This window comes from Paenibacillus sp. FSL F4-0100 (genome assembly GCF_037993005.1).
Classification (GTDB): domain Bacteria; phylum Bacillota; class Bacilli; order Paenibacillales; family Paenibacillaceae; genus Paenibacillus_AQ.
In genome coordinates, this window is record NZ_CP150303.1 from 5509746 (window position 1) to 5522522 (window position 12777).

At 43.0% G+C, this 12777-nt stretch carries 12 protein-coding genes; 6 read left to right on the forward strand and 6 right to left on the reverse strand.

The window, feature by feature from the left end:
* Window positions 1-97 precede the first annotated feature (97 nt).
* From MHH48_RS24960 to MHH48_RS24975, 4 genes are all read right to left on the reverse strand, one after another.
* Entirely contained in the window at window positions 98-1267 is a 1170-nt protein-coding gene (locus MHH48_RS24960) for an alanyl-tRNA editing protein (RefSeq protein ID WP_076325801.1), read from the reverse strand.
* Window positions 1268-1415: 148 nt separating this feature from the next.
* On the reverse strand, window positions 1416-1865 hold the full coding sequence (locus MHH48_RS24965) for a GNAT family N-acetyltransferase (protein WP_076325800.1): 450 nt from the start codon (window positions 1863-1865) through the stop codon (window positions 1416-1418).
* A gap of 318 nt (window positions 1866-2183) precedes the next feature.
* Window positions 2184-2411 carry a DUF4275 family protein gene (locus MHH48_RS24970; protein ID WP_076325799.1) on the reverse strand — a complete coding sequence of 76 codons (228 nt, stop codon included), beginning with the start codon at window positions 2409-2411 and terminating at the stop codon, window positions 2184-2186.
* Window positions 2412-2573: 162 nt separating this feature from the next.
* Entirely contained in the window at window positions 2574-2762 is a 189-nt protein-coding gene (locus MHH48_RS24975) for a DUF4083 family protein (protein WP_076325798.1), read from the reverse strand.
* Between the two features lie 439 nt (window positions 2763-3201).
* On the opposite strand from MHH48_RS24975, the gene MHH48_RS24980 reads away from it, so the two are divergent.
* Window positions 3202-4020 (forward strand): FlxA-like family protein, encoded by an 819-nt coding sequence (locus tag MHH48_RS24980; RefSeq protein ID WP_144023518.1) that lies wholly within the window; start codon window positions 3202-3204, stop codon window positions 4018-4020.
* Window positions 4021-4196: 176 nt separating this feature from the next.
* On the opposite strand, the gene MHH48_RS24985 is transcribed toward MHH48_RS24980, so the two are convergent.
* Window positions 4197-5402: a macrolide family glycosyltransferase gene (locus MHH48_RS24985; RefSeq protein WP_076325796.1), complete on the reverse strand. Its 1206-nt coding sequence runs from the start codon at window positions 5400-5402 to the stop codon at window positions 4197-4199.
* Window positions 5403-6200: 798 nt separating this feature from the next.
* Between MHH48_RS24985 and MHH48_RS24990 the strand changes: the two genes are divergently transcribed.
* Genes MHH48_RS24990 through MHH48_RS25005 form a run of 4 tightly spaced genes read left to right on the forward strand, consistent with a single transcriptional unit; the run spans window position 6201 to window position 9695 of the window.
* Window positions 6201-7364 (forward strand): betaine/proline/choline family ABC transporter ATP-binding protein, encoded by a 1164-nt coding sequence (locus tag MHH48_RS24990; RefSeq protein ID WP_076325795.1) that lies wholly within the window; start codon window positions 6201-6203, stop codon window positions 7362-7364.
* Between the two features lies 1 nt (window position 7365).
* Complete coding sequence (locus MHH48_RS24995) at window positions 7366-8031, forward strand: ABC transporter permease (RefSeq protein WP_076325794.1); 666 nt, start codon at window positions 7366-7368, stop codon at window positions 8029-8031.
* Window positions 8028-8981 carry a glycine betaine ABC transporter substrate-binding protein gene (locus tag MHH48_RS25000; RefSeq protein ID WP_083659819.1) on the forward strand — a complete coding sequence of 318 codons (954 nt, stop codon included), beginning with the start codon at window positions 8028-8030 and terminating at the stop codon, window positions 8979-8981. The genes MHH48_RS24995 and MHH48_RS25000 overlap by 4 nt, the downstream gene beginning before the upstream one ends.
* A gap of 12 nt (window positions 8982-8993) precedes the next feature.
* Window positions 8994-9695 carry an ABC transporter permease gene (locus MHH48_RS25005; protein ID WP_076325793.1) on the forward strand — a complete coding sequence of 234 codons (702 nt, stop codon included), beginning with the start codon at window positions 8994-8996 and terminating at the stop codon, window positions 9693-9695.
* Between the two features lie 161 nt (window positions 9696-9856).
* Here MHH48_RS25005 and MHH48_RS25010 read toward each other — a convergent pair whose 3' ends face one another.
* Window positions 9857-10474 carry an alpha/beta hydrolase gene (locus MHH48_RS25010; protein WP_076325792.1) on the reverse strand — a complete coding sequence of 206 codons (618 nt, stop codon included), beginning with the start codon at window positions 10472-10474 and terminating at the stop codon, window positions 9857-9859.
* A 658-nt stretch (window positions 10475-11132) separates the two neighbouring features.
* On the opposite strand from MHH48_RS25010, the gene MHH48_RS25015 reads away from it, so the two are divergent.
* Window positions 11133-12728 carry an extracellular solute-binding protein gene (locus MHH48_RS25015; RefSeq protein WP_083659818.1) on the forward strand — a complete coding sequence of 532 codons (1596 nt, stop codon included), beginning with the start codon at window positions 11133-11135 and terminating at the stop codon, window positions 12726-12728.
* Window positions 12729-12777 lie beyond the last annotated feature (49 nt).

Consider the following 12777-nt stretch of genomic DNA (forward strand, 5'->3'; position numbering starts at 1 on the left):
CACACTTAGGGACTTACGCCCCTTAGTTATAAAACAAAAAAATCTGCTTAAACCGCTTGGATACTTTCTACTTATAGACCGCTTACTCCTCTTCAGGCTAACTTAAAGACTGTGCCGCAAAATGGAAAAACGCCATGGCATCCTCCCCGGTGGCAAAACCAGCCTGTGCCATCTTGTCGCTGCCCCCGCCTTTACCGCTATAATCAGCCAGATACTGCTTGAAGAACGCACCGCAGGCGAGTCCGCTCTTTCCTCCTTGAGCGAGGACTAGCTTATTGTCCGCGTTGGACACGAAGAGCACGATAAGTTCAGCTTCTTCGGTAAGCTTGGCCGCCAGGTTCTGCATATCCTTCAGCGGCTTGTCCGCAAAAACGTGTTTGATCAGGCTGCCTTGACGGTCTGCCAACAGCTTTCCCGCCAGGTAAGCATCATTCTCAGCCTTCACGGCGTTCAATTCAGCTTGGAGCTGCTTCTGTTCTTGATCCCATTTTGCAATCCGATCTAGAATCTCTTCCTTTCCGGTATTAAACCTAGCCGATAGGCTGCCGAGAATCTCCATTCCGGCATTAAATTCATTCAACGCTCGATATCCGCATTTAAAATAGATGCGCATATGCCCCTTCTGCTTCTCGGCTCTCAGCAGTTTAATCATTCCGATCTCACCCGTTGCGGAGACATGTGTACCTCCACAAGCGTTATATTCGATACCTTCGATTTCAACGATCCGGATATCGCCGGTTACCTTTGGCTGCTTCACAAGAGGCAGGGCAGCAGCCTGCTCCCGGCTCACAAAATAATTCGTTACTTTTCGATTAAGGTAAATCTGATCGTTAATTTCCAATTCCAGCATCATCAGTTCGGCCTGAGACAGGTCAGATCGGGCGATATCAATCGTAGTGTAATCTTGACCCAGGTGAAAACTGAGTGTTTCCGCCTGGCATACTTCCAGACATATGGCAGACAAGAGATGCTGGCCGCTATGATGCTGCATATGGTCGAATCTTCTATTCCAATCCAAACGACAGCTAACCTCTTCCTTCTCAGGCAAACGCTCGACTCTATGCAGAATTTCTCCTTCTTCCTGAACAACATCAAGAACGGGAATCTTATCGATCCACCCTAGGTCACAGGGCTGCCCTCCACCGAGCGGATAAAAAGCCGTTTCCTCCATTACTAGATAGGTCCCGTCCTCCCGCTCCAGCCTGCGTGTGATTCGTGTCTCCCACTCCCGAATATAAGCGGATTCGTAATATAGCTTCTTCGTCATCTTCATGTCCTCGCAGTTCTCAGGTTAATTTATTTCAGGCTCAACTAACTACTTAATAATAAAACAACAAAAAACATATACAAAGATAATTAAGTCTCCAACAGATGGAACTTATTCCGAGAACGTCATATTTACTCCTGATACGGAACTAGAAAGTCTTCTCGAAAATATATAGGTCACCTTCTTCTCTGACTTTGGTGAATCCACACTTTGTATAGAAGTGATGATTCTTGACACTCCACTTAGGAGTATCAAGCCACCATTTTACGCTATCCGGAAAACTTCCTTCAATTTCTTTCATTACTTTTTTACCGATTCCTTGATTCTGATAGTTTGGATCAATAAAAATCCGCCCTAGATTATGTACTTGATTGCTTTCTATAAATATCATAGCGCCCCCAATGATTTCTCCATTATAGAGCACTTTAAAATATTCACCACTATGCATCATCTCTTCTTGCCAACTTACGGAATCGTATCCTAGTGGGCCACAGAGTTCATTATTATTAAAATGTTTCGATTCATCATCAAAGCTGGCCTTTTGTATTTCAGCAAGTTTTGAGGCATCACTTTTTATTGCTCGTTCTAGTATCAGCATGAGATACAACTCCGTTCAATCATCTATTCTCTATAATATGCTTACGTGGGTACTAACGAAACAACCCAACCCTAGACAGTTCTTATTGCCCCTCAAAACCAACCATAGTACGATGACCACCAATCATATTGAATTGATTGATTTCGGTTACTTCATTAAAGAAACCTTTAATCTCGATATGAGGATATTCTAAGTCGATATTATGGTTTCCTTCATACATTTCCTTAGGAGCAGATATGGTGAGCAGTACTTCTTCTCTCTATCCAATTTTCTGAATCCCTCCCAAGTATAGATTCACCCGGTTACTGTCTGTCGAAATTATTTCACTTTGTAAAAATAGGGCCCACACATGTCTTCATGAGTATTTACATACGTCCAAGTAAAGTTTTTATCGAAAATATATATATCTTGTTGAGAATCAAAATCCTCCGCGACTATTGCTTTTGCATTACTGTATAGAAGTACACTGGGAGAGTTCTGGTACATAACATATAATTCATCTTTATTTTCGGTATTAAAAGCATTTCTTGCTTCATGTGCTTTCAAACAATCTTGTACTTCATAACTAAAAATATGCCACCTATATTGATTGTAATAAATGCTTTCTTTTATATCGTCGCTCGAATCTCTTTTCTAATCAAGCGTTCTCCCCCTAAATAAGTCGTTTATGTTCTTAGTTCTTGTATTCACGAACTGCCTATTTTAAAGTTATTCATTTGTCTTATTTAATTCTTGATTTAGCCTATCTATTTTGTCTTCTATTCTTCTTAAGCTTTCTTTTGTATTTTTTGTGTGTAAAATTAATCTATTCACAAATCGAAATAATCCTACAAAGAACAATATAACTAATAAAATAATGAAAATTTGAGATAACGCTGCCATCCAAAATAAATCCAAGATATTAGCCCCCTTATTAAAACTAAAAACTAATTTACGGCCCATTGTCCCTTGAATCATTGTTTAATATTACTATTTTCAGGTGTTTCATCTCATGTTCAGGTAATCCCTTCCATGATTATACATCTGACTAACAAGCGGTGGTAGTCCAATAGTTTGAATACTGTGTTATCTGATTCCATTCCTTCCACTAATCAACTATCGTTTCTCGCTAGTTCAATCATTTAGTAAAACACACTCTAACAACTTCTTTCATCTACAATGTGGAGTTGACAGATGGAGCAGTAAAAAAGCCCTTACTTTTCCGCTTAAATCCGCTTGAAATTCAATAAGAGGTCATAACTTTTTCTCTTAAAATTCTAGCTAATATTCATATGGTTAACAACCGATAATAACCATAAGGAAATATTGACCATTTCGTTATAAGGGACGTGTTTAAATGCCTCAAATTTCAAGCGTATCCAGCAGACCATCGTCTACACCGCCTGTAAAGTCAAGAACAAATATTATGTCTCCCATTGACCGAGAGATTGAGCAGCTAATTAATCAAAAAGGAATTATTAATGAAAAAATCGCGAGTATTAAATCAGACGAAAAGCTGGACTCTAAACAAAAAGATGAAAGAATTAAACTTTTAACCACGGATATGCAATTACTTGAATCTCAAATTATGCAGAAGAGAATGGAGAAGACTGAGGAGAATAAAAATAACAACAGTGCTTCTTCTCAAAAGGAGAATTCGAATAATAAAATCGAAACGGATACAGGTAAGCAAGATGTATCAGGTATATCAATGGAAAAGTTTTTACAAGCTAGTAATCTACATGACCAATTGACCAAAATGGCAAGTGTACGTAGATCACTGAAAGTGGAAACTGACACTCTTAGGCATGAAGTAAGAAAGGGAAGAGCTCTTCTTGGAGGTGAGAATGAACCCGGCGACCCAGGCAAATCGGAAATGAGAAAGAATCTAGAATTGACAGTTAATAAATCGAAAACCGATGAAGCGCTAAACATCGAGAAGAAAATTACTGAATTGGATCGTAAAATGAGTGAAAAGATCGAAGCCACTAAAGAAGAGATTCAAAGCGATAACAAGAAGATCGTCACCAGAGAGGTTGATCATAAGGAAGATGTATCCGTATCTGCTCAAACTGTAAACGCTGCGGATACGCTAAGGCATAATCAGGATGCAGACAAGAATAAGCATAATAACCTTCAAACACAACGGAATATTGGTATTGACATTCGCGTTTAGAAGAGTTCTATGCTTCAAAATATACATATATTTATCATAACGATAGAACCCGTTATCTCAAGGATTGACATGAAAATGAATAGCACCGTGTGAACAGTTATTGACTGTTTGTACGGTGCTATAGTTATATGCTCATGATCCTGTCGGTCCCGTGTTTTTTTTCCAGTGCACGCTCTTTATTCAGATCTATATTGACTTTTATATTCAAAAATCTCATCAACAGCTTGATGATACCCACCTGATCGTCGAAAGGATTCCCTAATATTGGCGGCGGCTTTCTTGAAAGATGAGAGGCTTAACACATGATCTGCAGCTTCACGCAATTGATTTGCAGTCAAGCTTTGCATTTGTAATGTTATGCCTGCTCCGATATTGGCGACTTGCCCCGCTATGATTGGCTGATCCGCGCTTTGTGGAATTACAATGAGCGGAACCCCATAATAAAGACCTTCATGGGCACTATTCATTCCACCATGTGTAATAAATAATTTAGCATGTTGCAGTACATCTGTTTGTGGAACGTAATTCTTTACGATGAAGTTTGTAGTAATTTCACCTAAATCAGAAATTTGGACTTTACTCCCAATCGACATGACGATGGTATGATCCGTGTTCCCAAATGCCTCAATACAAAGCTTATAAAAATCCATTGCATGATTAAACACGGTACCCAGTGATATGTAAATGGGGTTTTTCCCCTGGATTGCAGTAAAGTCGAAGTTTTCTTGGGTTAATCGTGAAGAGATGGATGGACCTACAAATTTATACGATTGGTCGAATGCTTCTTCTTCAGGTTGAAACTCCCTTGTTGTATAAACAATCGTAAGCGGCGCAGGATTGCACAGCACTTCGTAAGACGAATCGATCTCCACATTATATTTTTCCTGCACCATTGCCGTCAGGCTTTGGAATTTATCGTTTATAGGTTTCGCGATGTCTGCAGGGACATTCACAAAAAATGGTTCCAGCATTTTATCGAATGATTCTTTTGTCTGCGCAAAAGTAGTACAAGAGTTGATTGCAGGAAGCTTAAGAATTTGAGCAAGTAAACGACCGCAACCAAACATGGAATCATGAATGATATAATCAAAATGCTCTCCATTGATCTGTTCAAGAACGCTTGGTATGACGATATCTGCCGTAAGTAAAAGACCGTTGGCTCTTTCGAGCAAATAATCTCTCCCACCTGAGATAAAGGCTTTAATAAATTTTTGATCGTCAAATGTTCGAACGGTTGCCCCCGCCTTCTCGATGCGCTCCCGAAAAGCTTCTATACAAAAGTACACGACCTCTTCTCCACGCGAAATAAGCTCTTGCACAACACCAATCGTTGGATTGATATGTCCCTCAGATCCGCCATTAATAAATAACACACGCGCCATATCTACCACTCCTTAAAGGGGACTGTCCCATACCATCGTTCGAATCAATAATGGAATCAAGTTTATCATAGTACAATACTCAAAAATCTCAAAACTTGGATCGCCCATACTTTCCGGTTGAGCAATGTCCTTACAAAGCGGGTCTGCTTCATGGACAGTTCTGGACCAGAAGTACTAAAAATAAAAAATCGTTCTGTATACATGTTTCAAACTAATGCTAACTGGGTAATAGTATTAGACATATTAATGCATTAGGCAGTTATACGGTCCTTCTCGAAAGGGACTCGTTGCCTGCTTACGCATTTTGCATATATCCATTTGGGCCGAGGGAAGCAGTGGCACCATGACATAGCTGCTTGATTCTCGCAGGTATAACAGGGATTCATGTATGAGATCGCATATTTTCCCGAATACGAACAGGGGCATACAGGCTTGGAATACTTCTTCGGATGGATGTAACAAGGGATTGCACAGTTTGGAAAGCTACAATGCATATAAAGGTGGAATTTTGGGTATGTAAGTCAATACCATAACGATGATTTTTAACTTAAATTGTTAGTACCCTCAGGGCTTCCTCTTAGATCTTTCTCCACCCCTTAATCATGCGCTTAATCCTATTCCATTTTGATTTCTTTTAAAGCTAACTTGCTTAGCTTCATTTTCCATTTCTACATAACAAGGCTGAAGCCTTCCCTTATCTCTGGCACCACACTTTTCCTTCAACAATTTTTGGGTCCCGATGGATGATATGCCAAATGCTCCGCATAATATGGATACTGCTTGCAAAGGGGCGATTGAATGATAGTACTGGAGCTTGTGAACAAGGTTTACGATAATGGCTTTCACGCGCTGAAAGATATTAATCTGGAATTCAAAAAAGGGGAAATTACCGTCCTCATCGGACCGAGTGGCTGTGGCAAATCGACTACCATGAAGCTGATCAACGCGCTCAATACGCCGTCATCGGGCAAAGTTCTGATTGACGGGAAGGATATCTCGAGATTGAATCCGGTTGAACTGCGGCGCAATATCGGCTATGTCATTCAAAGCGTTGGTTTATTTCCGCATATGAATATCTCCAAGAACGCGGGCGTGGTTCCACGTCTGATAAAGTGGGATAAAGACAAAACAGATCAAAAAGTAAATGAATTGTTGGACATGGTCGGACTGGACCACACCATTTATGGTACGCGCTATCCATCCGAGCTAAGCGGCGGACAACAGCAGCGCGTAGGCGTAGTGCGGGCGCTTGCCGCTGAACCCGATATCATCCTGATGGACGAGCCGTTCTCCGCACTGGATCCGATCAGCCGTGAGCAGCTTCAGGATGAGCTGATCCGGCTTCAGCAGGAACTCAATAAAACCATTATTTTTGTGACGCATGATATGGATGAAGCTATTAAAATAGCGGATACCATCGTTCTGATGAAAGATGGCGAAGTGGTTCAAACGGGTAGACCGGACAGCATTTTACGGCATCCCGCAAACGATTTTGTACGTGACTTTATCGGTTCCAAACGTCTGCAAAATGAAAATGAAAGCGCCTATGAAATTCCGCTTGTAGATGAAGTGATGATTACGAATCCGGTCACGGCATTCCCGAGCCGGGGATTAGCTGAAGCCATCAAGATGATGGAAATGAAGCGTGTCGATTCTCTGCTGATCGTGGACCGTAACCGTCAGCTACAAGGAGCGGTTTCAATCTACCGGGTTCTCGACCAATACGGCGAGGAAGGCAAAACGGTGGCTGACGTTATGCATCCAGTCCGTTTTTCTGTGGCTTCGGGAAGCACGCTTCCGCAGGCCATCGAGATCATGGACAGCCATCAGCTCAGTAATCTTCCTGTCATAGACAGTAATAACCGGTTCCTCGGATTAATCACAAGAGGCAGTGTGGTTAAACATTTGGCCGAAGTCTATCCAACGATGGTTCCTCCGGTGCTGAACGGAGAGGGTGAGTGATATGAACGCATTCTGGAGTTTTATCACGGAACGTTATCCGGATATTCTAAATGCATTGCAGGAGCATCTGGTCCTCTCATTCTCTGCCGTGCTTTTGGGGACTGTTGTTGCCGTACCGATCGGAATCCTGTTGGTATACAACCGGATAGGCTGGATGAACAGCATCGTATTTTTCATTACGAACCTGTTTCAGACGGTTCCAAGCCTGGCTCTTCTGGCTATTCTGATTCCGCTTCTCGGCATCGGCATGAAGCCGGCCATACTCGCGCTATTTTTGTACTCCCTCATGCCCATCCTGCGGAATACCTATGACGGTTTTCACTCCGTGGATAAAGGGGTGCTCAATTCGGCCAGGGGGATGGGATACAGCACCGCCCAAACGATTTTGAGGATTCAGCTTCCCTTATCGCTTCCTTACATCATGTCCGGTATCCGCATTACGACCGTGTACATCATCAGCTGGGCAACACTGGCTTCCCTGATTGGTGCTGGCGGTTTAGGCCAGCTTATTGTATCTGGACTTGGTGTCAACAAGCCCGAGATGATCTTCATCGGTGGCATTGGTGCCATTCTCTTGGCACTTGTAGCTGACGGTCTGCTTGGGCTGCTTGAGGGCTGGCTAAGCAAACACTACCATCAGACTCAGACCCGGGACGCTGCGATATGAGTCACATCAACCGTAGACAGCGAGGCGGACGGAACAAGGAAGGCGTGATGAAACTGAAAAAGCTTAAATGGGCTCCGATGTTAATCTGCATGATGGCTCTTGCCGCTTTAACCTCCGCATGCGGAATTCAAAGCGAGATTACGATCGGGACTCAAACCTATACCGAAACCAAGATTATGGCTGAAATGTATAAAGCTCTGATTGAAGACCAAACCGATCTGAAGGTGGATATTATCCCGGATCTGGCATCGAGTTCATTGGTCATCAATGCGATGAAAAGAAACGACGTTCAGATGGCAACATTATATACCGGTGAGATTTTCAACAACCATTTCCCGATCAGCGGTACCAAAGACCGCGCCAAAGTCTTGAAGGAAGCTCAAGATGGATTTCAGGAACACTTCGGGTTCACCTGGATGAACCCTCTGGGTTTTGAGAACACCTACGCGTTCACGGTAAGAAAGGATCTGGCCGAAGCCAATGGATATACCAAAATTTCCGATGTCAAAAAAGACATGGACCGTATGAAGCTTGGGGTGGATACGACGTGGCTGGAGAGAAGCACGGATGGATATCCGGCGTTCTCCAAAGCGTATGACATCAAATTCGGTCAGGTGTTCCCCATGGAAATCAGCCTGGTATACAGTGCGGTAGCCAATGAGCAGGTGGATATCGTGTTGGCCTATTCTACGGATTCCCGGCTGAAAGCCTACCAATTGCAGACGCTTCAGGATGACCAGCAATTCTTCCCTCCATATGATGCAAGTCCGGTATTGCGTTCGGACCTTTTAAAGAAGCATCCTGAAATCCAGGATACGATAGCGCCTTTAATCGGTCATTTGGATGCAGATACGATGATATCGCTTAATTATCAGGTGGACATTGAGAAGAAAAGCGAACGAGAGGTCGCGATCGCGTACTTGAAAGAGCAGGGCCTCTTGAAAAGCTAAAGGAGGGTAAGCATGGAAAATGAACATTTAACATTTGCCGACTTTTTGTCGTATATATCACGAAATCAGGGGTTGCTCTGGGAGTATTTCATCCAGCATATTACAATGGTGGTTATCGGTCTGGGACTGGCATTCATCGTCGGAGTACCGCTTGGCATCCTCTGCTCTAAGAGCAAATGGGCTGCCAAGATCATTTTGTTTATCACCAACATCCTTCAGGTGGTACCAAGCTTGGCGATGCTCGTGGTTCTCATGTTATGGATGGGACTCGGAACGACAACGGTCATGGTGGGACTCTTCCTGTATTCACTGAATCCAATTGCACGTAATACGTACGTTGGGTTAAAACAGGTCGACCACAGCTATCTTGAATCCGGAAAAGGAATTGGGATGAGCCCCTTCCAAATGCTCGTGAAAGTGCGTTTTCCGCTTGCGTTGACTTATATCATGTCGGGTCTGCGTATTGCCGCCGTCATCGCCATCGGCGTAGTAACGATTGCTCCCCTCGTCGGTGGAGGCGGGCTGGGACGGGAAATATACGCTGGATTGAACAGCAACAACTCCCTCCGAATCTTTGCAGGTGCCATTCCTGCCGCTGTGCTGGCGATCGTTGCGGATATCGTGCTTGGCATGCTGCAGCGTAAAATGGATCTGGCTAAACGAAAGTCAGCCAGTGCGGCTCCATCGCCTGCGAAAATGCAAAATATCAACTGACGCTTGTAAAGCGTATATTTGACTCAAACGGGGCATCCCAAAAGATCTAAGATCTTGCGGATGCCCCTTTTCTATGAGTTGTTAGCACCAGCGACTTAAGGTGCGTACGCCGAAGTGTGATTAGGCATTAGACGAAGTCACTTTGTTTAACCTACAACCGATTACTTGCTTAGAAATTCCATATATATCCTTACGAGTTTACTTAGAATCTCAATACTGTCCTCAACATTTTCGGTCTCTAAAGAATGATTGGCATTAGGAATTTCAATGACCTCTCTAACTTTGTCTATGTTAATTTGATTTGCAAGTTCATTATTAAACACTTCATCCTTTGTTCCATAAACCACAAGTCCGTTAAACTTGTTGATATAGTGAATTGTATCTTTGATTGGTGTCAAAAATAAGTGTTTGATTGGAATTTCAAGTTTCCCATGAACTTCACCAGCAACTATTGTCCCTATGCTCTTACTAATAAAAACAACTTGCTTGTACTTGCCAATGATTCGTTGAACCGATTCGTGGCTATCTTCTATGACTCTTTGCAGTTCATTAACATCCAAATTCGTTCTCGCAGCTTGATATCCATATTCCAGTACCAATAAATCAAAACCGCTTTGAAGTGCCGAAGACCCAGCAAAATGTAGGCTTGGTTTATCACAAGGATAGTTTTTTCCGGGAAACAGAACAACCAACTTGCTGTTTTCCTCATAAAGTTGAATATATTTTTGTTTCATTTCAGTTTTCCAATACGAGGGAACATTTAAAACCTCTAATTTCATTGTCTCCCATCCTTCCCTGTTTCAAATGATTTCGTCTAACGTTTGGATACTCGCGAACCCGAGAACCTTAAAGTCCAAACAAATAATAATTCCATTATTGTTTAAATGCCCCCATTTCGCTAGTAAATAATTATTTTCTTCGTTGGCCAGCTTTAGCGTCCTTATTTCAAATGATTTGCACCCCGATGCAATAAATGGGTCAGAATTTAATAAACAAATGTCATCTATTTCCCCTCCTCACACATTCTTATCTATCCCCATTCGCTTCCCCACTTCAACAGATTCTCCTCTTCCGTCCAAACATCTAACACGAGATCGCGTGGAGCATCAAACACGGCTGTTCACAATCTAGCGTCCACTCTTTTTGTTTGTTGCAGTTCATGCACGTCTCCGACTTTAACTTGTTGAAACTATGCGAAGATTTTTTCGCAGCTTGCAGCTTGCGGCTTGCGGCTCGCTGCTTAACCCCAATGATTTGCAATCTCTCCCCACTTATAAGGGCCAATCTTTAATATGGTCGATTCAGTTTTATATTCGCCAGTGCTTGATCTTAATAATGGCAACCCTTTCCTGATTTTATATGATTCCGGAAAAAACAACCATCCTTTATGCTGAATATGTCAAAAGCACATCAAATATGGAGGAGGAACTACGGTTTATGCAGATGAGCAGGAACATCATCAAAAAGCTTATACCTGTTATAACATCTCTGGGACTGGTTGCCACAGCGATGGCCGGCTGCAGTAGTGAGAAGATGCCAAAGGGGCGTACGGAATCCACAGAGTCAACCCAACCTTTGAGCAACTTATCGTATTGGAAACAGATGCATCCCGACGCAGCCGCTATTATGAAAAGCTATGGTGAGATTACCGCTATTCAAGAAATCGAAAATAAAACCGGTGTCAAAATCGATTACCAACACCCGGCCCAAGGCCAAGCTGGCGAACAATTCAACTTGATGATGGCCTCGAAATCGCTGCCCGATGTCGTTGAATATTCGTGGAATAATTATCCGGGAGGCGCTCAAAAAGCGATTAAGGATGGAAAGATCATTCCATTAAATGACTATTTGGACCAAGCGCCTAACTTCAAAAAGCTGCTGGACGAAAACCCGGAATGGAGAAGACAGGCGTCAACGGACGATGGCGATCTTATCGGTTTTCCGTTCATCCGCCCCGTGAGAAAACTGCAAACCCACTCCGGCCCGGTTATACGTAAAGATTGGTTGGACAAGTTGGATTTGCCTATTCCCAGAACCATCGACGAATGGTATACCGTTTTGAAAGCGTTTAAGGAACAAGATCCCAACGGCAACGGAAAGGCGGATGAAATTCCGATCATGATGGGAGCAGGCGAACTTGCCTTTACTGGCGCTTTTGGCATCCCGAACGGCTTCTATCACGAAGGAAATACGGTTAAATATGGCCCCGTTCAACCCGAATATAAGCAATACCTTACAACTATGAACCGTTGGTACAATGAAGGCTTGCTGGACAAAGACTTTGCAGCCAATGACAGCAAAATGTACGATGCAAAAATAACCGGCAATCAGGTCGGTGCGGCTGTTATGGCTGTAGGCGGAGGCATGGGCAGGTTTATGGATTTAATGGAGTCCAAGGAACCGCAATTCAAGCTTATTGCCACACCCTATCCGACGTCACAATCTGGCGGTAAACCGATATTCGGTCAAATGGACAATCAGATTGTCGGCATATTCACTGCTATAACTGAAAGCAACAAGCACATCGCTGAAACCGTAAAATTCTTCGATTATTTCTATAGTGAAGAAGGACGAATGATCATGAACTTCGGTAAAGAAGGCACATCCTATACGATGGTTGACGGTTATCCGAAATATATGGATTCCGTCATGAACAATCCGGAAGGATTGCCGCTTGCCCAATCCCTGAAACAGCATGTCTTGTCCGCTGATGCGGGTCCTTTCTTGCAGGATGTACGCTATATGGAGCAATATGCGGCCAGACCGGAGCAGCAAGAGGCTTTGACGGTCTGGGCAGAACCTTCGAATGAAAAAAGAATGCCTCCGATCACCATCGCCCGGGAAAATAATAGCCGATATGCCTCGATCATGAACGATATCGATACGTATAAAAATGAAATGATCGTTAAATTCATTATGGGCGCAGAATCGCTGGATAAGTTCGATGAGTATGTCGCTACCATGAAAAGCATGGGTATCGACGAGGCAATTCAAATGCAGCAATCCGGATTGGAACGCTATAACAACCGATAACATGCCTACTACACTGGAGACGGAAAGCTTGCGGCTTGCCGTTCTCCGG